19 protein-coding genes and 1 pseudogene are annotated in these 22642 nt (G+C 59.8%); 8 read left to right on the forward strand and 12 right to left on the reverse strand.

Annotated elements, in window-relative coordinates; genetic code table 11:
- Positions 1–407 precede the first annotated feature (407 nt).
- A pseudogene (locus FA04_RS36140) lies at positions 408–1154 on the reverse strand (PAS domain-containing protein); the annotation flags it as partial.
- Positions 1155–1406: 252 nt separating this feature from the next.
- Between FA04_RS36140 and FA04_RS29865 the strand changes: the two are divergent.
- The 3 genes from FA04_RS29865 (at position 1407) to FA04_RS29875 (ending at position 4403) form a co-directional block, all read left to right on the forward strand.
- Entirely contained in the window at positions 1407–1883 is a 477-nt protein-coding gene (locus FA04_RS29865) for a carboxymuconolactone decarboxylase family protein (protein ID WP_034791818.1), read from the forward strand.
- The gene (locus FA04_RS29870) at positions 1884–3185 is read left to right on the forward strand and encodes an alpha/beta hydrolase (protein ID WP_034791820.1); all 1302 of its coding nucleotides are present in this window, start codon (positions 1884–1886) and stop codon (positions 3183–3185) included.
- A 684-nt stretch (positions 3186–3869) separates the two neighbouring features.
- A complete protein-coding gene (locus FA04_RS29875; protein ID WP_051659232.1) occupies positions 3870–4403 on the forward strand; it encodes an NUDIX hydrolase in 534 nt (177 codons plus the stop codon).
- A 795-nt stretch (positions 4404–5198) separates the two neighbouring features.
- Here FA04_RS29875 and FA04_RS29885 read toward each other — a convergent pair.
- The 8 genes from FA04_RS29885 to FA04_RS29920 all read right to left on the reverse strand — a co-directional run bounded on the left by FA04_RS29885 (position 5199) and on the right by FA04_RS29920 (position 11939).
- Entirely contained in the window at positions 5199–6113 is a 915-nt protein-coding gene (locus tag FA04_RS29885) for a sugar phosphate isomerase/epimerase family protein (RefSeq protein ID WP_034791824.1), read from the reverse strand.
- Positions 6114–6140: 27 nt separating this feature from the next.
- Positions 6141–7262 (reverse strand): sn-glycerol-3-phosphate import ATP-binding protein UgpC, encoded by a 1122-nt coding sequence (locus FA04_RS29890; RefSeq protein WP_051659233.1) that lies wholly within the window; start codon positions 7260–7262, stop codon positions 6141–6143.
- A 42-nt stretch (positions 7263–7304) separates the two neighbouring features.
- The gene (locus FA04_RS29895; protein WP_034791826.1) at positions 7305–8192 is read right to left on the reverse strand and encodes an ABC transporter permease subunit; all 888 of its coding nucleotides are present in this window, start codon (positions 8190–8192) and stop codon (positions 7305–7307) included.
- 7 nt (positions 8193–8199) lie between these two features.
- The gene (locus tag FA04_RS29900) at positions 8200–9090 is read right to left on the reverse strand and encodes a carbohydrate ABC transporter permease (RefSeq protein ID WP_034791828.1); all 891 of its coding nucleotides are present in this window, start codon (positions 9088–9090) and stop codon (positions 8200–8202) included.
- A 75-nt stretch (positions 9091–9165) separates the two neighbouring features.
- Entirely contained in the window at positions 9166–10509 is a 1344-nt protein-coding gene (locus tag FA04_RS29905; RefSeq protein ID WP_034791830.1) for an extracellular solute-binding protein, read from the reverse strand.
- Positions 10510–10955: 446 nt separating this feature from the next.
- On the reverse strand, positions 10956–11204 hold the full coding sequence (locus FA04_RS29910; RefSeq protein ID WP_034791832.1) for a hypothetical protein: 249 nt from the start codon (positions 11202–11204) through the stop codon (positions 10956–10958).
- Positions 11197–11508, reverse strand: a complete 312-nt coding sequence (locus FA04_RS29915) for a hypothetical protein (protein WP_051659234.1) — start codon at positions 11506–11508, stop codon at positions 11197–11199. Before FA04_RS29915 ends, FA04_RS29910 begins: the two co-directional genes overlap by 8 nt.
- 239 nt (positions 11509–11747) lie before the next feature.
- Positions 11748–11939 (reverse strand): hypothetical protein, encoded by a 192-nt coding sequence (locus FA04_RS29920; RefSeq protein ID WP_143106271.1) that lies wholly within the window; start codon positions 11937–11939, stop codon positions 11748–11750.
- Positions 11940–12802: 863 nt separating this feature from the next.
- Here FA04_RS29920 and FA04_RS29930 point away from each other — a divergent pair.
- From FA04_RS29930 to FA04_RS29945, 4 genes are all read left to right on the forward strand, one after another.
- Positions 12803–14773 (forward strand): AI-2E family transporter, encoded by a 1971-nt coding sequence (locus FA04_RS29930; protein ID WP_034791850.1) that lies wholly within the window; start codon positions 12803–12805, stop codon positions 14771–14773.
- Between the two features lie 682 nt (positions 14774–15455).
- Positions 15456–17099 carry a caspase family protein gene (locus tag FA04_RS29935; protein WP_051659235.1) on the forward strand — a complete coding sequence of 548 codons (1644 nt, stop codon included), beginning with the start codon at positions 15456–15458 and terminating at the stop codon, positions 17097–17099.
- 318 nt (positions 17100–17417) lie between these two features.
- Positions 17418–18029: a TetR/AcrR family transcriptional regulator gene (locus FA04_RS29940; protein WP_034791852.1), complete on the forward strand. Its 612-nt coding sequence runs from the start codon at positions 17418–17420 to the stop codon at positions 18027–18029.
- 37 nt (positions 18030–18066) lie between these two features.
- On the forward strand, positions 18067–19290 hold the full coding sequence (locus tag FA04_RS29945) for an MFS transporter (protein ID WP_034791853.1): 1224 nt from the start codon (positions 18067–18069) through the stop codon (positions 19288–19290).
- A gap of 160 nt (positions 19291–19450) precedes the next feature.
- Here FA04_RS29945 and FA04_RS29950 read toward each other — a convergent pair whose 3' ends face one another.
- Both FA04_RS29950 and FA04_RS29955 read right to left on the reverse strand, forming a co-directional pair.
- Positions 19451–20020, reverse strand: coding sequence for a 2'-5' RNA ligase family protein (locus tag FA04_RS29950; RefSeq protein ID WP_064817064.1), 570 nt, complete (start codon positions 20018–20020; stop codon positions 19451–19453).
- 112 nt (positions 20021–20132) lie between these two features.
- Positions 20133–20882, reverse strand: coding sequence for an exonuclease domain-containing protein (locus tag FA04_RS29955; RefSeq protein WP_034791863.1), 750 nt, complete (start codon positions 20880–20882; stop codon positions 20133–20135).
- Between FA04_RS29955 and FA04_RS35455 the strand changes: the two genes are divergently transcribed.
- Complete coding sequence (locus tag FA04_RS35455) at positions 20882–21019, forward strand: hypothetical protein (RefSeq protein WP_156553119.1); 138 nt, start codon at positions 20882–20884, stop codon at positions 21017–21019. The genes FA04_RS29955 and FA04_RS35455 overlap by 1 nt on opposite strands.
- A 150-nt stretch (positions 21020–21169) precedes the next feature.
- Here FA04_RS35455 and FA04_RS29960 read toward each other — a convergent pair whose 3' ends face one another.
- Complete coding sequence (locus FA04_RS29960; protein WP_034805416.1) at positions 21170–22609, reverse strand: NAD-dependent succinate-semialdehyde dehydrogenase; 1440 nt, start codon at positions 22607–22609, stop codon at positions 21170–21172.
- Positions 22610–22642 lie beyond the last annotated feature (33 nt).

Below are 22642 nucleotides of genomic sequence, written 5' to 3' on the forward strand. Positions count from 1 at the left end.
AGGTCGATGCGCGTCGTTGTTGCCGCGATTTCATCTGACATCAGATCAAGAACCTCATGGACAAGCCGGTTTACATCCTCGATCGCCCGTTCCTGCGGCTGATGTTTGAAAAGGGCGCGCATGCGGCTGATGACCTCGACGGTCGCCGCGACGTCCAGGGTAATTCGCTCTGCCGCACGCTTGCCTCGATTAACGTTCGGAGGATCGGCCGAAAGCCAGCGCAGGCACGCGTCAGCGTCCGCGGCGATCGCCGCCAGCGGCTGGTTGACTTCGTGCGCAATCGAGGCGGAAAGCTGCGAAAGATTGGCCGCCTGGGTCGCGCGCGCAAGCTTTTCAGCCGAACGGCGCAAGGCAGCCGTTGTTTGCACTTGATCCTCTATGTCGTGGCAAAGGCCGAACCACTGGACGATGTTGCCGTCCTGGTCGCGCAGGGGCTCCGCGCGGCCAGACATCCAGCGATAGGCGCCGTCCGCTCGAAGCAATCGATATCGCATCGAAAATCGCTCCCCGGTCGCAAGGCAGCGGGTTAGCTCGGCATAAACGGCGTCGGCGTCGTCCGGATGGAATATCGTGTCCATGACGGATGCAATGTCACTGACGTTTGACAGGTCAAGACCCAGATAGTCGGCCATGCGCCTGTTAACGAGCGTCGTTGTGCCGTCGGGTGTCAGGCGCCATAGATTGCTTGGAACCATATCGACCAGCAGGGATAGTTCGACGGAACGGGCCCGCAGGCTCTCCTCAGCCTTCTTCTGGTGTTCGATGTCGATGGTTTGCCCATGCCAGACGGCGACGCGGCCCTGTGCGTCCCTTGAAGGTCTCCCCGATGCGCGAAACCAGCGAAACTCACCGTCCGCGCCACGCAGACGGTGAGCGCTGTCAAGCGGCTCGCCCGTTTCCACGCTCCGCCGCCAGGTCGTCGCCACAAAACGTTGATCGTCTTTGTGAATGCGTTCAAGCCATGCGCTGTGGTCTTTCAGGCTGCTGCCGAAGTAGGCGTCCATGCTCCGGTTGCGATAGATGAACCGGCCGGTAGTATCCATCGACCACATGTGGCCGGGTGTGTTGTCGAGAAGATCAAGCGCGAGCTCGGCGATATCGCGAGTATGCTCGCGAAAGTGGGCATCTTTCCTCAGTCCATCGTCGTTCGACATCTGTCGCTCCGCAGAAGACGACGGTCAACAAAATGACTGACGCCGAAGCTCGGCGGTGGACCGGCAGCCTTGGTGAAAGAATGGCCGCATTATATCCCGAAGGCCTTCGTTTTCAATCTGACCCACCGTTGGCCGGCGGCCCGTGGTCGAGCGGCGCATAAACGGATGTATAGCTGCCGCACTCGATGCGTTTCCGGCACGATAACAGGCGACCATGTCGGTCAAGAGTGCCAGGCGGAGGATGGAACATCGATGACCCAGCGGTTCAACTACTCCAAGCTTTCCCCCGGCATGGTCAAAGCCATGATGGTGCTCGGCAACGAGATCAAGAATGGCGCGATTGAGGAGAGCATACTGATCCTCGTCGACATGCGGGCGTCCCAGATGAACGGGTGCGCGTTCTGCATCGATATGCACGTCAAGGAAGCGATTATCCACGGCGAGCGGCCGTTGCGCCTCTTCCATATCTCAGCCTGGCGTGAGTCCACCTTGTTCTCGCCACGTGAGCGGGCCGCACTTGCCTGGACGGAAGCGTTGACGAAGCTCGCAGACGGCGGTGTTCCCGATGCAATCTACGACAGCGTGCGGGGTGAACTATCCGAGCAGGAGATTTCCGATCTCACGTTCCGGATCATGGCGATCAATGCCTGGAACCGCATCAGTGTCGCTGCCCGCACCGTTCCTGGTTCCGCCGACAAGGTCTACGGGTTGGACAAGGCCGGTCTCTAGATGGGTTTTTGTCGGGCAATGGCAGGGCTCCTCATGCTTGTCTGCCTTGTCGGCTGTGCCACGCAGCGTGCCGAGCTCTCACCGCAGCCCATCACCACGTCACCGGCGCCACAAAGCTCGCAGGCTGCTCGAACGCCACAAGCTTTAGGGGCTCCCGATCTCCTCTACATCACGAACCGGGAGCCGACAGTCGCGTCCGGCAACAGGCTGTCGTACGGTGCCAAGCGTGCCATATTCTTGAGCTTCGGTTCGGTATCGATCCTCCCAAAAGGCAACTCTTCCGCCGGCAAGAGCGAATTTCGTGTCGACGCCGTTTCCGAGACTGGCCGGTTTCCGGCAACGCCTTACGGCGTCGTAACGACGGCGAGCGGGCTACGCCGCACGCCTGAGGCCGTTGCGGCACATGAACAGGCTGTCGCATCGCTGCAGGCTGAAATTGCCCGGCGTCTCGCGACAGCCGGACGCAAGGAAGTCGTCGTCTTCGTTCACGGGTACAACAACAGCTTCGACGATGCCGCACTCGCCACGGACGAGATTTGCCGATCGCTGCAAAACCAGTTTGTCTGCATTATCCTGACTTGGCCCGCCGGAGGCACTGGCGGCTCGTTCTTTGGCTACAACATTGACCGCGAGTCGAGCGAGTTTGCGGTTGCGGACTTCAAGAAGGCCGTTCGCGCCATTGCCGAAACGAAGGGTGTAGAGAGGCTGCACCTGCTGGCGCATAGCCGTGGAACCGATGTGCTCGCAAGCGTCATGCAGCAGCTTGCCATCGAAGCCTATGTCAGTCGATCCTCGCTTTGGCAGCGTTACAAGATCGCGAACGCTGTGTTTTTCGCTCCCGATATCGATCTCGATGTAGCGTCGTCCAAATTGTTCGCCTGGGTCTCGGACCCGGATCTTGCCTTCGGGAGCAAATCGACACCAAGCACCTTGCCCTCTCAAGGCTCCCTGCACCTTACGGTCTATTCGTCTCCCAGGGACGAGGCGTTGAAAGCGTCAACGATAATCTCTGGCAGCGTCTTGCGGCTTGGACAGCTTGCCGTCGGCAATCTTCCCAGGGGCAGGAATAAGGCGGCGTCGAAATGGGAAGGGTCGCATATGGGCGGGCTGGTCGATTTCGTCGAGTTTTCGGGCGGCGGCGGCTTCATCGGGCACAGCTACTTCTTGTCCGACGCCACCATCAAGACAGACTTGATTGCGCTCATTCGCGACAGAGCCAAAGCCGGCGATCCACGACGCCAGCTGGTCGAAATCAAGCGCCCCTTCTGGCGAACGTCGGATGCCTCACAGGCGACGCCATAATTAGGACTTTAGCAGGTCGGTTTCCGTCAAGCAGCGTTGCACCGCTCCTTTGCCAACCCCGAAGGCACTGGCTTGTGCTACCGCTGATCCATTCATTCAGCGGTCGCCGAAGATTAGCCTGTGGTGCGGGAGTTGGGCCGGGTGAGCGGCGCCCGAGCGATCTTGGGGCAAGGGGCTCATGTCCGTCTTCGTCAAAAGATTGAGCCGTGTTCTGAAAACCAGTTGTGCGAAACTGAGCCTTTAGCGCCGCTTACCTGAACGCGCGATTTCTATGGCGCTCTTGCGTTGGGCATGGCGCGACAAAATTGCCCATTGATGTGCTCGCACGAAAGGGCGATGTGAGGGGTATGCATACGGAAACTTTCATCAGGATATCGCGGCTCATCGAGCAAGCACGCTCCCTTACCCGGAGCCGGCTACCCTGATCCTGTAACGCCGCCATAGCCCCCGCCGCTCCGGGAATCCACTGACCAACAGTGCGGTTCATTATTGACGGAGTGTATCCATGCCCGCGTCTCCAGCCCGCCCCGTTTGCATCGCTTGCAACCGGCATCTTCCCCTTTCTGCTCGCCGTTGCCCGTGGTGCAAGACGCACTGCGCTGCCGCCCGCCGCAACTCGTGCGCCGTGCGCGAACGGAGCGCGCATCCGCCAGTTCTCTGCGCGTTTGGCAGGGGGAGCGGAAAATGAAGGACACCAATAAGAACTGTTGCGCCGCTGAGGAGGCTGCCCCGGAGGAGATGCAGCAGGTCGGAGCTCTTCCCTGGCGCATCGCCAAGAATGGCGAGGCAAGGATTTTGCTCGTTACGTCGCGGAGCAGCGGGCGGTGGATCGTGCCCAAGGGATGGCCAATGAAGGGTTTTTCGCCCCGCCAGACCGCGTCGCGGGAAGCATTGGAGGAGGGCGGTGTCATTGGCGTCCTCTCTAAGGCGCCGGTGACGACCTATCGCTACATGAAACGCCTGGATAACGGTGCAAACGTTGGCTGCCGCGTGGCTGTGTTTGGGCTGAACGTGCGCGGGACACTGGTTGATTGGCGGGAAAAAGCACAAAGGCAGCGGCGTTGGTTTTCGCTCGCCGCGGCGGCGGACAAGCTTGATGACCGCGAACTTTCGGAGTTCGTGCGCACCCTGGATGCCGCGTCTGAATGTTTGGAGCCACCGACCGGCGCCACCGGGAAAAAATCGGCGCTCGACGAGATCCTCATGTTGAGGCGCTAGACAAGTGTCGACGTTCCCGCACCGCGAAAAGTATCGGCGGCCAGTTAAAGTCCGTCTGCAGCCATAGGGTCAGTCGCGCACGATGAATGCCTGGCGCCACTACCTGCGACGGCAAGAGCGGCGCCAGGAGCCTCCCGGGGTTGATCCCTCAAATGCCGACCTGTCCGGCCAAATTCGCATACAGAGAGAATAAGCAATGAGCTTCAGATACTGTCATACTTTGCCGATCAGCGGCGCAAACAAGCTGCCCCGATTCAAACAGTGGGCCGCCGAGAACATCCCAGGTATCGCCTTGTCCCTGCCTCCGCAGGTCCCGGTCAAGAGTACCGCCTTGACCGTCCGCCTCAAGTCAGTCGAGGATCGCGCTACACTGATGGCGAGGCTTGAAGGCGTGAATCTCGATGACAGGAAGACCCGCTAGTATCCCCTGTTGTCCACCGCGCGACCGGTGAGACGGTCGAACCGGCGATTGGGACACTGATCGCCGGTTCTGTTCGTTGTATGAAAGTGGTAGCGGTGGTCGACCGCGAAAGGCTGTGCAAACAAAGCCGAAGGAAAAAGCTTCGGTCCCCGCTCACGTCATCGCCAGGAGACGACGTCATCGATATGGCCGGTCTCTGGCGACGCCCGGCAGCTGAGAGGCGCAGACCAGATGCGCTTGCGCGCAGGTTTGCCACGTTGAGGCGCACTTCTCGTCGATTGGCGCGCCTCGGTAACACTTGATCCTGCCGGTGTCCTTTCTTGCGACAAGCCGGAAGCACCATTCAGCTGTTCGCCAGGGCCGTCGGTGGCACGTTAAGCAGCGCGCCGAAGCCCCACGCCCGCCGCCAGTCGCCTGGCTTGCTCCAGGCACGCCAGCTGCTGATCGGCAAAGCGCTCGGCGCTGATTTCCATGATCAGCGTCGTATCGGGAAGGAAGGTCAGCTCTGAGAAGATGTCATCCCAAGCAATGTCGCCCCAGCCGATCGGCAGATGCAGGTCCCCGATGCCGAGCGCGGTTGCTTCCGCCGGATGATAGAAGCGGTTCATGGTATAGGGCAGGCCGAAACTGTCGTGAACATGAAGGTGACCGGTCACCGGGGCCATGGCCCTGAGTTCATTACGGAAATCGAGCCCGCGATGCGTGGCCTCGATATAGGCATGCGAGAAGTCGATGAGTGCAACCACGTTGTCGGAACCGATCGCCCGCACCGTTTCGGCAACCTGGCTCGGGGATTGGCGGTACTGGCCGCTTTCCGTCGTGAAGATGTTCTCAAGTGCGATGCGAACGCCGTAGCCTTTGGCAATCTCGGCCATTTCTGCGAGCGCGTCACGTTCCATCTTGTCGAGGTCAGCGGCGTTCTCGCCGGCGGCAAGCTGTGCTGCACCGGAGTGGTGGACGAGGATCCCCGCGCCAAGCCGGTCGCACAACTCGAGCATCGCTCTTACGACCTTCTTCTGCAGATGATGATGCTGGCGATCCATGAAGTTGGAGACGATCTGGCCGTGCAGCGATAGCTTGTTGAAAGTGTACCTCTTCGTGATCTTGGCGACGCGCTGGACGCGGTCTTCGATGATGCGGCCGCCGCTGACGATCTCTTCGCCATAGATCCCGATCTCGCAGGCGTCAGCGCCCGTCTCTGCAATCTCACGCAGGGAAGCATCAAGGGTCGAAAGGTCACCCTTGCCCGTCCGGTTGCAGAATCCTACGGCGGAAATGATATCGTTCATCACGGTTCTCCTGATTTATGAAAGTGATCAGACTGCTTGGAGTGTCGGTTGGCTCGCGGAATTGCGGATGGCACGCGGCTCCAGATCGACCTCGATCCTTCGGCCGGTCTCCTTGTCGAAGAGATGCAGGTGCGCGAGCGGCAGTTCCAGGGTGATCCTCTCGCCCGGCCGCACGCGCGTGTGCTCGTCAACTGTGGCCGCGAAGGGATAGCCGTTCAGTTCCGAGTGGATGATGCGGCCGGAGCCGAGCTCCTCGATGAAATCCACCTTGATCGAGACGCCTTCAGGCGCAACGACACATTGTTCGGGGCGGATGCCGACCGTGATCTGCCTTGCGCCCAGTCGGGTGGCCAGACCTCTTTCGATCGGCATCTTCGTACCGCCGAATGTGAGGCAGGCGTTGTCGACGTCGACCACGGCATCGAAAAGGTTCATTGCCGGAGAGCCGATGAAGGATGCGACGAAGATGCTTGCGGGACGGTGATAGATGTCGAGCGGCTGGCCCACCTGTTCGACCACACCCCTGTTCATCACGACCAGCTTGTCGGCCAGCGTCATTGCTTCGACCTGGTCATGCGTGACGAAGATGGACGTTGCCTGGAGGCGCTGATGCAGTTTGCGGATCTCGGCCCGCATGGTGACGCGGAGCTTGGCGTCCAGGTTCGAAAGCGGTTCGTCGAACAGGAACACGTTCGGCTCGCGAATGATCGCGCGTGCCATTGCGACGCGCTGCCGCTGACCGCCGGAAAGCGCCGCCGGTTTGCGATCGAGATAATCGGAAAGCCCCACGATCTTTGCGGTCTCCTCAACCCGGCGCAGGCGCTCCGCCTTTGCGACGCCCGCCACCTTCAAGGCGTAGCCAATGTTTCCCGCAACGGTCATGTGCGGATAGAGAGCGTAGTTCTGGAAGACCATGGCGCAGCCGCGTTCGCGCGGTTCGAGCCGGTTCACGACTTTCCCGTTGATCGCGATCTCGCCTGAGGTGATCTCCTCCAGCCCGGCGATCATCCGCAGAAGCGTCGATTTCCCGCAGCCGGACGGGCCGAGGATCACGACGAATTCTCCCGACGCAAAGGCGAGGTCGATGCCATGCAGGGTGGGGTTCTTGCCGTAGGATTTACGCACGGCGCGGATTGCGATGTCAGCCATGAGCGCGGACCTCTCTGTTTCTTCTGTTTGGGGAAAGCGGGGTCATTTTTCCGTGGCCACGAGGCCGCGCACGAACCACCGCTGCAGCACGGCGACGACGATGAGCGGTGGCAGCATGATGATCAGCGATCCGGCAAGCGTCACGTTCCAGTCCGGCGTGCCGTTGTCAGCTGGCAGGAGTGCAACCAGCGACATCATCGTGGTCTTGTATTGCGGGTCCGTCACCATCAGGAGGGGCCAGAGATACTGGTTCCAACCGTAGACGAACATGATCGTGGTCAGCGCGAGCATGTTGGTGCGCGACAGCGGCAGCAGCATATCGATGAAGAAGCGGATTGCGCCTGACCCGTCCATGCGCGCAGCCTCCGCCAGTTCGTCCGGCAGGGTCAGATAGAACTGGCGGTAGAGAAAGGTCCCAGTCGCCGTGGCGATCAGCGGCAATGTGAGGCCGGCATAGGAATTGAGAAGGTTCCAGTCGACGGAGACCTCGAAGCCGGTGACGGCGGAAATCAGCAAGCGGATCGGCTGGAACAGGTCGGCGGCGACGGCATAGGTGGGCACCACGCGCACTTCGAGCGGCAGCATCAGGGTGATGAACACCATCCAGAAGAAAAAGCCTTTCAGAGGTGTTCGGAAGAACACGATGGCAAAGGCCGTCAGCGCCGACAGCGCTACCTTGCCGACCGTGACCAGGCTCGCCATGACGAAGCTGTTCAGCATCGCCGTGCCGAGGCTGGCGCGCGACCAGGCAGCACCCATATTCTCGAAGAGGCGATCCTGCGGCACGAAACTGAAGGGTATGGCGTTGACCTGCTGGAAGGTCTGGCTGGCGCCCGACAAAATGACGATGAAGGGGCCGATCAAAAGCAGGAAGCCGAAGATCATCACACCATAGGTCAGCGCGTTGGCAAAGGGTGTCCGCTGGATCATGGAAGCCTCACTTGTAATGGACCTGGCGCTCGATGAAGCGAAACTGGATGAAGGTGAAAATCATGATGAGGCCGATGAGCACGAGGCTCTGGGCCGAGGCACCCGAGTAGTTCAGGCCTCGGAACGCCTCCTCGACGATGCGGTAGACCATCACGTCGGTGCCGTGGTTCGGGCCCCCATCGGTCGTGCGTGCGACGATGCCATAGGTATCGGCGCCGACGAAACCCTCGGTCATCATGATCACCAGCAGGAAGAAGAGCGTTGGCGCCAGCAACGGGATCTGGAGATCGACCGCGCGGCGGATCGGGCCGCAGCCGTCCATCGCGGCTGCCTCGATCAGGGAGCGCGGGACCGACTGCAGGCCGGCGAGCAGGAAGATGAAGGTGTAGCCCGCCCACTTCCAGGCAAAGACGACGATGACGAGGATGAGCGCGTGGCTGCCGTATTTGGCCGGGTTCCAGAAGTCCGGAAAGGCCGCGTTGACCGAGGCCATCAGTCCGCGCTCGGGCGACAGGATGAAACGGAAGGCCATACCGGCCGCCGGTCCCGCAATCGCATAGGGCAGAATGTAGAGGAACCGGAACGGCGCGGAGCCCGGCAATTGCCGGTCGACAGCAAGGGCAAGAACAAGACCGATGAAAATGGTGGCAAGCGTTCCACAAAGCGCAAATGCCAGGCTGACGCCAACGGAGTTCCAATAGAGCGGATCGGCAAAGACTTCCTGGAAGTTGGCAAGGCCGACGAACTCGGCAGCACCGCCGAATGGGGGCTCCAACGTGAAGGCCCATCGCAAAACGGCGACAGCGGGCCAATAAAAAAAGAGCAGGATCAAAATGATCTGCGGCAGGGCGAATAGGCTGGGCAGCCACCAGCTGCGAAAGGCCGCGCGCTTGTCCATATGTCGAAATTCCAATGCGCAAGAAGAGCGATCGGAGCCCACCGATATTGTGGCAGGCTCCGGGCGGATCAGATTTTAGTTCAGCGTCTGTCCGGCGTAGGTCTTTTCGAAGCGGCGCAGAACTGCGTTGCCGCGTTCCACCGTCTTGTCGAGTTCGCCCTGTACGTCTGCGTTCTGCATGAAGATTGCTTCAAGGGCGGTTGCGAACTCCTTGCGGATCTGCGTGAAGCCGCCTAGCCGAATACCGCGGGTGTTTTCCGAGGTCGGGGTGAAGGACAGGCTCTGGATGGCGAGTTCGCGGCCCTTATAGGGAGCCTTGTCGTAGAAGCCATTGGCCTTCATGGCGCCGAAGCCGGTCTTGGTCACCGGGATGTAGCCCGTCACCGTCGACCACCACTCGGCCATTTCCGGAGTTGCAAGATAGTTGAGGAAGGCGGCTGCACCCTTGTATTCGGCTTCCGGACGACCGGCGAGCACCCAGAGCGATGCGCCGCCGACCAGCGAGTTCTGACGCTCGGTGCCCTTCCAGACCGGCAACATGGCGACTTCCCATTTCACATTCTCAGGAAGGGTCTTGCCGATCGTGCCGTGGTCGGCGACCGAGGTCTGGATCATCTGGCAGGTCTGGGACGTGAAGGCTGGGACGATGTCCATGCCTAGCTGCTTGGTTTTGACCACGAAGAGCTTCTCGTCAGCCATCTTCTTGAAGAACTTCACGTGGTCGACGAACTTGGTCTTGTTGACGACAAGCTCGGCGTCCAGTCCGTTATAGCCGTTCGCCTTGGTTGCGATCGGCTGGTTGTGGATCGCCGAGAACTGCTCCATCAGCGGCCAAGTGTCGAAGTTGAACGCGAGCGGGCATTCGAAGCCGGCCGTCTTCAGCTTGCGGGCTGCTTCCTCGACCTGCTCCCAGGTGTCCGGCTTGAAGTCGATGCCGGCCTTCTGGAAGGCGTCGACGTTGTAGTAGAACATCGCGGTCGAGGAGTTGAACGGGAAGGAGTTCAGCTCGCCCTTCGCCGTTGCGTAGTAGTTGGCGATGCCGCCGAAATAGTTGTTCCAGTCGATGGTGTAGCCATTGTCGGCCATCAGCTTCTTTGCAGGCACGAAGGCGCCGGACAGCATCATGTCGAGCGTGCCGGCATCATAGATCTGGGTGATCGCCGGCTGCTTCTTGGCGCGGTAGGCGGCAATCGTGTTTTGCAGGGTGGTGTCGTAACCGTTTTGCGAGGTGCAGACGATCTCGAAGTCTGACTGGCTCTCGTTGAACTTCTTGCAGGCATCCTGGACGCGTTCGCCAAGATCGCCCGAAAGGCCGTACCAGAACTCGAATTTCGTCTTTTCGGCGGCTGCGGCTGGTGCGCCAAACGCGACGCTAGCCATCAGGCCGAGGAATACGGAGGTAGTGACGGAGACTCTCATTTGCAAAACGCTCCTTGCAGGATGGCGGACACCAGGATCGGTGGCACGATGAAGCCGGGGCGCTTGCTAACAGTTGCGTGTGACAGTCCGTGACAATCTGCATGATGATAAAATGAAAGTTTCGTAACGCAGGCGCGAGACAGGCAGGCTAACCAATCTCCCGTTTTGCCCTTGATGGTGCAAAGTTGGGCAACCTCAGGAAGTGTGTGCGCCTCCGACGAGCCCCATTGTGGTCCCCAGGAGCGAAAATGCACCCCCGAATTAAGGGCCATGAAAAGGAATGGCCCCGTCGGGCGGCGACGAGGCCATTGGCTTATCGGGGCTTCACTTCCGGAGGGATGGTGAAGGCGTCACCCTGATCGGGGGCTCAGGGTTCCACAAAACGAAAACGCAGATGCCTGAAACAGGTTCCATCGTCTCTTCCGAAAAGTTGGACCAGACCATTGCTATCCCGGAGGAGGAAAGTCGTCGTCGGGGTCGTATCTGTCCGGATCAAAGATGCTTTCGAGCTCTATTTCCTCGGTCTCGTCGAGATCGTCTTGGTCGTCGGGTTCGTCAAATTCCGGCACTGGCTCGCGCGGTTCGCGCAAATCGCCCTTGCCGAGCGGGCTATCGTCGGGGAAATCGGTCGGTTCGCGTCCGTGTGCTGTCAGCCTATTCGCGAGGCTCTCGTTATTACCGCCTGTGTTAGGCATCACCGTTCTCCTTGCGTATGCTTTCGCCGATCGTCGAAAGTCCGTTGCTTCGAGGACAACCGACGCGCACGAGGACCCGGTCAGCCCCGGCAATATCCTCGGCGATACGGCGGACAAAATCGTCACCACTGCTATGGCTGACCTGACCCTCGATGACGACGGATGTTCCGAGCACTCTGAAGCAGAGATTTTGCGTATCGAAGGGTGCTTCGGAAGCCAGAGCGTATTTGATCGAGGCGATCAGCCCTGAGACGTCAGCCCCTCCGCCGCCCCGGCAATCGAATTCAGGTCGTATAAAAATCATAAGCAAACTCCTTCTCGGAGTCTCAACTCACCGATGCAGACCTTGTTCCTTGTCGTGTTGCTAATTTATTGATGCCAAAAGAAATCGCCCCGAAAGGCGCCTGAGGGCGATGAGAGTGCGTTGTCTGCGTGGGCCGGCAGGATGGAATACAGCGGCCCCGCCCTAGAAACCGCCCGCGATGAAATCGGCCCCGTTCCCGCTTAATTTTCTCCTCGTCGCCAAGATGGAGGCCGAGTAGCTCAGTGGAGTGGGGAGGTCCTATCCTTGCGAATAATGACGCCGGCCCCCTCCTCGAACATCTTCTCCTTGGCATCCAGCATGAACCACCGGTTGTGCGCCAGTTCAATCAACGCGTCGGCGACCTCGCGCTCGCTCCAGCCGGCCGCCTCGCCATATTCGGCGACCGATTGGAAAACATCTTCCATTGCCATCTGACAGTCCAGATCTCGATCCGGGTACAAGCCCGTCTGTTTCGGCGATACGTATCTTGGATGCTTTGCCATAACGGACCTCCTTGGATCCGCAGTAGAGCGCATCAAGCTATCCTCAAGCTTTCGCTAAAACGCGTGCGACTTTCCTTCCCGGCTCCGCGCCATCATCGTTGAAGAGTGCGCGCGAGACGGCTGGGCCATCCGACGCGTTTGAAATCACGGGAGCCTTCAAAGCGCGAAGGGACGCAGTCCCATCTACGACTTTCCTCGGGGCCTCCGGCGGGCAGCGGGAGAGCTTTGCCTGAACTTGGTGAGCGAGCGCCTGAGTTTCGCGATGTTCTTAGTGACGTGCTCGATGATGAGCAAATGCTTCCGTCGGCCCAGCGCGATGGCGCTTCCGCACCTTTCACAGGGGACGTGCTCGTCGTCCCTCACTCGGTCGACCGGTGTCCCGTTTTCGTGGCCGCACTCGGGGCACTCGATTTCGATCTCATCGTCAAACATAACGCTCCCTCGATTGAAAGCGGATACCAACACGTCTGAAATTGGTGATCAATGCTTAGGCGCTTACTCAAATGGGGCTACAATTCCGCCGTGACCCGCGCATCATCACCCCGACCATTGCCACTCGGGTGAGCCGGTTTCGACAAGTCCTGCAACGTTCCAGGCCAGGTTGGCCTTTGGCATCGGGACCTCGCCGTCTGGCTTATTTGTGCGTCCGTTCTAATATTATCAGTTTGGTTGGTGCTGATCGGCAGTGCCTATGGATGGATGACGCCTGCCCGTAGCTTGAGAACCACCGGGCCGGAGGGTTCGCAATTGGAGACCAGAAGGGGTACGCCTGGAAGGTCCCGGGAGGTTCGATGCTGAGATTTTCGCGCAAGAGTGGGAAAGAACCGGTCAATATGGCCGTCGAATTGCATCCGCTGACCTTGTCGCGGGCCGCTGCTGAGACTTCGAAACTGCCAACGCTTGCAGCAATTGCTGCAACGGTGGCGGTGCTCTACATTGCCAGGGATGTCTTCCTTCCTTTGGCGATTGCCATCCTTTTGACTTTTGCTCTTGCACCCGTTGTCTCAAGGCTGCGCCGCGCCGGCTGCCCTCGCTCGGTCGCGGTTATCGGAACCGTGACGATGGCTTTCCTGTTCCTCAGCGCATTTGGCGTCATGGTGGCGCTGCAAATCAGCGAGGTCGCGCGGGATGTGCCGAGATACCAGTCAAATATTGTCGAGAAGGTCCGCTCTCTAAAAGAGGCTGGATCGGACAGCCAGATACTCGATCGACTGAGTCGGGTGATGGAGCGGATCAGCGTCGAGCTCAGCCGACCTGAAAAAGATGTGGCTGTGTCGCCCGCGACCGCTCCTGAACCGAAGCCGCTTCTGGTAGAGATATTTTCGCCGCAGCGCCCGATCGAAATCCTGATGAGCGTCATCAATCCGCTCCTAGGTCCCTTGGCAACCGCTGGCCTCGTCATCGTTGTCGTCATCTTCATGCTGTTCGAGCGAGAGGATCTGCGCGACCGATTCATTCGGCTTGTCGGGTATGGCGATCTTCATCGAACGACCGAGGCACTCCAAGATGCGGGCGCTCGTGTGGGCCAGTATTTGCTCATGCAACTTGTCGTCAACATCACCTATGGGGTGCCGCTCGCGATTGGCCTTTGGTTTTTAGGGATTCCAAACGCACTTTTGTGGGGGATGCTGGCGATCATGCTGCGCTTCGTGCCCTATATCGGCCCGGTGATTGCTGCTGCGTTGCCCCTGTTTCTCGCGTTCGCAGCAGCTCCGGGCTGGAGCTTGGTGGTTCTGACGCTTGGGCTCTTCATTGCTCTTGAACTTTTAAGCAACAACGTTGTCGAGCCCTTGCTATATGGGTCTCGCACAGGACTGTCTCCCCTTGCGATCATTGTTGCTGCCATCTTCTGGGCCTGGCTCTGGGGCCCGGTTGGACTGGTACTGTCGACCCCGCTCACCGTCTGCCTGGTTGTGCTTGGCCGTCACGTCCGGCAGTTCGAATTCCTCGAAATTCTGTTGGGCAATGAGCCCGTCCTCAATCCGAAAGAGCGCCTTTACCAACGGTTGCTGGCGGGAGACCCGGACGAAGCAACGGATAATGCAGAGGAGATGCTTGAGGAAATGTACCTCGTCGAATTTTACGACACGGTTGCCATTCCCGCGCTGCTTCTGGCCGAAACTGACCGTATGCGTGGTGCCTTGACGGAAGAGCAAGGAGCACGGGTTGCCGAAAGTGCAGGTACACTGGTTGCCAACCTCGAGGAGATCGCGGTTGAAGAGGAAGACAAAGACAAAGACAAAAGCGAAGATCCCGACCGCGACACCGATGAAAAAGAGAACGATTATGAACTCCCTCCTGGTGAAGGGCGATCCGTGCTTTGCCTAGGAGGGCGAAGTGCGCTCGATGATGTCACGGCGATGATGCTCCTGCAGGTTCTGCGGGTACAAGGGGCGGACGTCAATTACTTCAGCCATGAAGCTCTCAGGCCGCAAAAAATCAAGGAGCTGCCGACAGAAGGTCGGCATGCCATCGTTCTCACTGTTCTCGATCGAGAATCCATGCGCCACGCCAAATTCCTTGTCCGTCGCCTGAAGCGACTGGCTCCTGGAGCGCGGGTCGGCATCGTCCTATGGCAGGACGTGGACGAACACGAAGCCGGGAAGTTCCTCGTTGAGGAAACGCAGGCGGACTTTGTCGTTTCTGCGATCACGGACGCCATCCGGGAGGCGCTGTCGACGGAACCACCGCAACCCTTCAAGTCGGCACATCCGGGGAGCGCCGGTCGTGCGGCGGTGCGAGGGTCGGCCCATGGCGGATAGGGCAGCCCTGGTGAGCCAATTCGTCGGACGGATCCAAGTCGAGTGCTATTTGTCTGGAAATGCTTCCCCCGAAAGGCGACGAAGCACGTGGACGTGCTAAACAGATTGTTCAGCCGGCACCTTGAGAGACACTAGGCAGCCAAAGTCCTTCAGCCCCTGGCCACCCGACTGCTGGAATGTCGCATTTTCTATCGAACTCGCCCACGGGCGCCTTTCGTACGCACTTCTTCAGCGCGCGGAATTCTAGTCCACCGGCCTGTGCACGGTCAGTTTCATCATCAGCGATTGCGACCAACGGGACGGCCAGCGCTGTAAGCAGGAGAAAGATCCTCACCATGTTCGCTCCCATTAAGTAGATTATAAATCTACAGTAGTGGGAGCCACTCGGTCTTTAGTCATTCTGAACTAGTACGGACGGATATTTACGAGCATTCAGGATTATCCATTTTTCCATGCGGGCAGTTTGGAGTAATCATACGATCAGGAGGCTCTTTTTTAGACCAGCAGCCGTCGATTGTTGATCTCATCTGCTTTCGGACGTCGATTGACTACATCCTCCGGCAGGATAATTCTTGATGTTCCCGTGGCGGCCTTTTGGGGCCGCTCCGATGAAGTGACGGCAACGGTTGCGCGCTGTGGCTGTCAAACGCTCGGCTCGGGATCGGAGTGGTGGAGCTGCTTCATGAATTCCCTTCGTGCCGCTGTCTTGCTCTTGCTCTTTTTTGTGGGCTCCCCCGTCTGGGCCGAAAAGCGCGTCGCGCTGGTCATTGGGAACTCCGCCTATAGACACGCACCTCAGCTCGCGAACCCGCAAAATGATGCGGACGACATGGCGTCGAAATTGACAGCACTGGGCTTCGTGGTGGTAACGGGTCGGGACCTCGATCTGACAGGAATGCGGGGAGTGATCCGAGAGTTCGTCGGCAAGGTCGAAGGCGCAGACGTGGCGCTTTTTTTCTATGCCGGTCACGGGCTGCAGGTGAACGGTGGCAATTATATCATCCCGATCGACGCGCAGCTTAAATCGAACAATGATCTAGACTTCGAGGCGCTGCCGATCGAACTCGTGCTTGCTGCCATGGAGCGCAACGCCAAGGTCAATCTGGTTTTCCTCGACGCTTGCCGTGACAATCCGCTCGCTACGACTTTGGCCCGGTCGCTCGGAACACGGGTCGTCGGTCGAGGCCTGGCCAAGCTCGATACTGGTGTGGGGTCGCTGATTGCGTTCGCCACGCAGCCGGGAAACGTCGCCCTTGACGGCGCCGGTCGAAACTCCCCTTTTACGTCGGCCTTGCTTCAACACCTCGGCACACCCGGGCAGAGCATAACGGATGACCTGATTGCTGTGCGTCGCGCCGTTTTGCAGGTCACCGGCGGTAAGCAGATTCCCTGGGATAGTTCCTCACTGACGGGCCCGGTTGTGCTGAACCCGGCGAAAATCTCCGAGACGCCAACGAACTCGGCGGTGGTCATATCGGACACCGACAGAAGTGTGGAGCTGTCCTTTTGGAATTCCATCAAGGACGCGACCGAGAGGAACTTTTTTGAGGCCTACCTTCAGCAATACCCAAGCGGCGCCTTCGTCACGCTTGCGAAACTGAAAATCGCAGCGATTGAAGCGCGGGATAAGGAACGGGAGACGGCTGAACTGGGGCAGGGCGACCTCAAGCGTGCCGCCCTGCCGCAGGTCACCGGCGTGCCACCCGAAATTGCTAAACTTGAGCAAACCACATCAGGCTTAAAGGGATCAAGCGCTCCGACCGGCCAAATGAGTGCCGGCGAGCTCACACTGATCGCCCAAAGGGAACTGGTGCGTGTCGGATGCCTTGAGCAGGTGGACGGCAAATGGGGTAGCGGCAGTCAGAAGGCGCTGCAAGCCTATGCCGAACGCAAGGGGATCAAGCTTGCCTCGCTCACGCCCACCGAGGAGCTCGTGAATAGTCTGAAGGCGGCGGGTGGCCGTGTCTGCCTGCTCGTCTGTGGCAACGGAATGGAAGTCCGCCGAAATCGTTGCGTGGCGGCTGGTTTGAGCGTGTTCAATGGCGTGTGGAAGCTAACGAGGCATGCGACGACGGACTGCGGTGATTGGCGTGAGCTTTCAACGTCCGTCCTCGTAAATGACGGTGTTGTATCCTCCAACTCGGGGCTTTCGGGGAAAGTCGCGAGGAACGGGACTATTAGTATGACCCTCACATTCGTCCATAAAGGCCGCAAGGGCGGCAACATCCTCACCGGCATGATAAAGGACGACAAAGGGAAAGGCAGGTTCAAGGGGACCGGGGCGGGCAGCGGTTGCTCAGTAACTGTCTCGATGAGCAGGATGTAGTCTGAAACTCCGGCATGGGCTCTTGCGAATCGATCGCCCTCAGGTGCTTCCGTCGACGCCGTGGACATGAATGCCTGGAGATCGACGGCATTCACGGTGGAACGCCCACGGACAACTTGTCTGCGCTCTGAGCCAACGCTGCAGCTCCTGTCAGCCAATGTGCTCGATACCAAGCGTAATGTGGGACATCGTCAACTGCAACGGGTTCGATCTAAGCTCGCGCCACTCGTCTTTCCAATAGATGCCGATCGATAAGCGGCTTGACCAAATCTCTTTGACAGCCTATTAGGGAACGATCGTTTCCTAATAGGCTGTCAAATGAATTCCGAAAGAAACTCCCATCGCTCCGTCGGGCGCCCCCGCGAGTTCGACATGACCCAAGCTCTGGATGCGGCGATCCGCATATTTTCGGAGAGGGGCTATCACGGAACCTCCATCGCAGAACTGAAAGCCGAAATGGGACTGACTGCCGGCAGCCTGTACAAGGCGTTTCAGGACAAGCGTGACATCTTCGTCGCTGCCTACGACCGCTATAAACAGGTCCGAGCTGACCTTCTGGAACAGGCATTGTCTTCAGCCTCCACCGGTCGCGAAAAGGTTGCCCGCGTCGTCAGTTTCTATGCCATGTCCGCCTGTGGTGAGACCGGCAGGCGTGGATGCCTGGCCATCGGTGCCGCCGTGGAACTGGTTCTGTCCGATGCCGAGATCGCCGCCAAGGTCGCAGGACACAATCGCAAGCTCGTCACGCGGCTCGAAGGTTTCATTCGCGATGGCCAGTTAGATGGTTCAATTCGCCATGACGCCGATCCCGCGAGTACCGCGCTTGCGCTATTTTCCTATCTGCAGGGCGTGCGTATCGCCGGCAAGACCGGAGAGCTGGAGAACCAGCTGCTCCCTTCCGGTGAAGCAATCTTGCGCATTCTCGACTGATCAACCCGCCCGTCTCCTTTCTCCCAAGGCACATTCCATGACAACTCCAGCTTCCCTCGCCCAGTCGCAGCGCCCGGCCGGTCTCTCCGCCGGCATGACTTTTCTGATGGCCGCCGCCTGCGGCCTGATTGCCGCCAACCTCTATTATACGCAGCCACTCGCCGGGCCGATCGCACTCGACATCGGCCTACCGGCTGAGGCAACAGGCTTGATCGTGACCGTGACCCAGATCGGCTACGGCCTTGGGTTGCTGCTCCTCGTGCCACTGGGTGATCTCCTGGAAAATCGTCGGTTGATTGTGACCATGATCAGCCTGGTTACTCTTGCCCTGATCGCGGCCGGGCTCTCCACCACACCTGGACCCTTTCTCACCGCTTCGCTCGCCATCGGGCTTGGCTCGGTTGCTGTCCAGATGATCGTGCCGTTCGCGGCCAACCTTGCACCGGATGCCGTTCGGGGTCGCGTCGTTGGCAATATCATGAGCGGTTTGATGGTTGGGATCATGATGGCGCGGCCGATTGCCGGATTAATTGCCGGCGTCAGCTCCTGGCATACCGTGTTTTATGTTTCCGCGATCGTCATGGTCGGGCTTGGAGCCCTTCTATGGACGCAATTGCCGACCCGCATGCCTGCGGCGGGTCGATTGAGCTACGGCCAGCTGCTCAAGTCGATGGCCCAGCTTCTCGCGACGCAGCCGGTCCTGCAGCGGCGCGCCGCCTATCAGGCCTGTCAGTTCGCCGCATTTAGCCTCTTCTGGACCGTGACGCCGCTTTATCTTGCCGGGCCCAGCTTTGGGTTGGGTCATAATGGCATTGCGCTTTTCGCCCTGGCCGGTGTTGCGGGCGCAATTGCTTCGCCCATCGCTGGGCGCCTTTCTGACAAGGGATTGGTGCGGCCGGCAACGGCATTCGGCCTTGTCAGTGTCGCGGCCGCTTTTCTGATGACGCAAATCTCTGAAGGTTCGACCTTTGCGCTCACATTTTTAACGCTTGCTGCAATCCTGCTCGACTTCGGCGTCACCATGACGTTGGTGACGGGGCAGCGCTCGATTTACGAACTCGGCGCGGACTTGCGCAGCCGGCTCAACGGCTTGTTCATGGCAATCTTCTTCACCGGCGGCGCCATTGGCTCTGCCCTGGGTGCCTGGGCATTTGCCTCTGGTGGATGGTGGCTCGCCTCCATGATCGGCCTCGCACTGCCCGCCACAGCGTTCGCCATCTTCCTGACCGAGACCCGGTCAGAACGATGCTCGGAGAGTTGAGCGAGTTCGGCATCGCATCCGTCATCGATGTACGCCTCCGCGCGATGTGACGGGTAGGCGGTCTCTTCCTGGTGCGGCCCACAGTCTTCTTTCGAGGTCTCTGTGCCCCGACCCTGTTGGTCATAAGCGCGCGGATAAAGCATCTGTCCGCCCATGTGGCTCAGCGATGATCGTCAACGATCGCCGCTGAGCCGGCCAATGGCGCTGTACGGAGAGCGGAGATCTCGAAACAGACCGCTCGTTCGAGCTGCCAAGGTCCGCCTAGATATCTCCAGAGATCCAGGCCCTCCAGCGTTAACGATCGTGGTTTGAAATCGTGCGTCAGTTGCCGGTGCAAGGTGTCTGCGGCTGACCGCGAAACCCTGTTCTGGACGGTGATATGCGGCTGCCACCTCTGCATGTCCTGACCGCCCAGCCATGGCATGAAAGCGCGCTTTAGTTCTGCATAAAGGTCTTCAAGCTCAAGACTTCTGATCGTGAACGCCACACCCGCGCCGAGATGGCGAACACTGGCTGCCTGCGCGCGGATCTGGTCACGCTTGGTGGCCGCGGCCTGCAATTCTCCAACGATCCGCTCGAGGTGTTCGCCCGGTAAACGATTAAACATCGTGAGGTGAGCGCGGAGGAAGTTTCGCTCCGACGGGAAATGCGCGTTTCGAAGGCGATCGAAGATTTCAAGATCGATCTCCGCGATCCGGGCTGTGAGGATAAGCGGTTTGCGTGTCTTCAAGGCAATTCCTGTCGATGCTGAGTAGAGTACTTCACCAAGGCAGATCACCGCGTTCGCCGAGCGCCACCCTGGTGCCGCCCTTCATTCGGCGCATGCGCGCGCACAGTTCCAGTCATAGCAAGGTTTGCTGCACTGGCTCGTCGGCAGCGGTTGGTTCGAATTCACCGCGCCTTTGCAACTCGGTCTGGGCGCTGAAGCGGATGTCGCTATCTCTATCGCGAAGAAATTCGGTAAGCGTCTCCGTACTAAGGCGATCCCAGCCCTTCCCACGATCAGGCCCGGAGGGCACGCGCGGCAACAAGCCCGGCTCGGCACTCCACGCCAGCAACTGACCGAGCGATGCAGCGTTCAACAGATCGCGCAGATGATGGGCCGTCACGTAGGCATCCGGCATGCCTCGATGGGCCGGAAGACCTATCTCGTGAACGAGCCCTTCCGGCATACGCTGGTAGCGGAGCATCTGGTTGGAAAATCGTGGCAGATCGGGCCAAATCCGTAGGGCGCACTTCCAGGTACAGATCCAGGGCAAGCCGCCGGTGAGACGAGGCGTGCAATACCGTTGTTCGAAGGCTGCACGATGTGCGGCCAACGCGTCGATCCCGCCGTGCGGATGCAACACTTCTGGCGCCACATTTTTCCAGTAGGGCGCGCCGGCGACTTGCTCGTCGAGAATATGATGGATGGCCATCGTGTCGGGCGAAATCGGCCGACCCGGATTGACCATCAATGCGCCGCGTTCGTCGTTGACGACCCACCGTCCATTGTCTTCAAGGACCACGTCCTGCCACCCGATTTCGCAGACGTCGTTCGGTCCGTTGCCGGCCGTTTCCAGATCGATGACGCGAACGCGGGATGTCGACAATGCCTGCTGTCCTTCGTCCTACTGCGGCCACCATGCTTTCGATGCGAGCCGGCCACTACGGCTTTCTCTCCTCCACCATCAAGGCAGCGGTGCTCAATTATCTAGTGCCGCAAGCTCATGCCTGCCACTTCGAATGACGTTGTGCAAAGTCGAACTTCTATCCCTCACGAGCCATACCTCGTTGTCCAAGGACTGAAACCGTCAGGGTTGTGGAAAATTCGCCACTGTATCCACGGAATTCCGCAAGAGGACGTCGCTCCTCAGACCACGTTTCACCTGCTGCGGCGTCAGACGCTCTTTCGCGTGACGAAGCGTGTTTCCAGATAGGCCTCGATCGCTTCGGATCCGCCCTCGGTGCCGTAGCCGGAATCCTTGATGCCGCCGAAGGGGACTTCGGGGAGCGCCAGGCCCAGATGGTTGATCGAAATCATTCCGCTTTCGACCTCGCTTGCCAGGCGGTGGGCGCTGCGCTCCGATCCGGTGAAGGCATAGGCCGCAAGACCGAAGGGCAGGCGATTGGCCTCGTTGATCGCCTCGTCGAGATCATGGAAGCGATTGATGATCGAGACCGGGCCGAACGGCTCGTCGTTCATGATCCGGGCGGAAAGCGGCACGTCCGCCAGAACCGTCGGCTCGAAGAAGTAGCCGCGGTTGCCGATGCGATGGCCGCCGGTCGCCAATCGGGCACCATGCTCGAGCGCGTCGGCAACCAGGCTTTCGATCGCCGGGATGCGCCGCTCATTGGCAAGCGGCCCCATGTCGACGCCGGCTTCGAGACCGTTGCCGACCTTGATCGTCTTCGAGGCGGCGACGAAGCCGTCGAGGAACTGATCGGCGACGCGCTCCTGCACGAGGAAGCGGGTCGGTGACACGCAGACCTGGCCGGCATTGCGGTACTTGCTGGCGGACATGATGGCGACGGCGCGTTCGACATCGGCATCATCGGTGACGATGACAGGCGCATGCCCGCCCAGTTCCATCGTCGCGCGCTTCATGTGCTGGCCGGCAAGGGCCGCCAGCATCTTGCCGACCGGGGTCGAGCCGGTAAACGACATCTTGCGGATCACCGGATGGGCGATCAGGTATTCCGAGATGACCGAGGGCACACCGTAGACAAGGTTGACGACGCCGGCCGGAAGCCCGGCATCGACGAAGCAGCGGATGAGTTCGGCCGGCGACGCCGGTGTTTCCTCGGGCGCCTTGACGATGATCGAGCATCCGGTGGTCAGCGCCGCCGACAGCTTACGCACCACCTGGTTGATCGGAAAGTTCCAGGGCGTGAAGGCGGCAACCGGACCGACCGGCAGCTTGACGGTCATCTGGGTGACATCGGGTGCGCGCGGCGGAATGATCTGGCCGTAGGCCCGCTTTCCCTCCTCGGCGAACCACTCGATGATGTCGGCGGCGCCAAGGATCTCGCCCTTCGACTGGGCAAGCGGCTTGCCTTGCTCGCGCGTCATCAGAAAGGCGATGTCGCCGGCCCGTTCGCGCAGCAGGGCGGCTGCCGACCGCATCACCTGGGCGCGGTCGAAGGCGGAGGTTGCCCGCCAGGTCTTGAAGCCCTTCTCGGCGGCCGCAAGCGCCTCATTGAGGTCTTCCACTTCGGCCCAGGCCACCTGGCCGATCGTTTCCTCGTTGGCCGGGTCGATGACGGGAATGGTCTTGCCGGAACGCGCCGGCCGCCAGGCGCCGTCGATATGAAGCAGGATGTCTGGGTAGTGAGCCATGGGAAACCCTTTACTGAATGAAGTTCGCCGCTT

Source organism: Ensifer adhaerens (assembly GCF_000697965.2).
GTDB classification, from domain to species: Bacteria; Pseudomonadota; Alphaproteobacteria; order Rhizobiales; family Rhizobiaceae; genus Ensifer; species Ensifer adhaerens.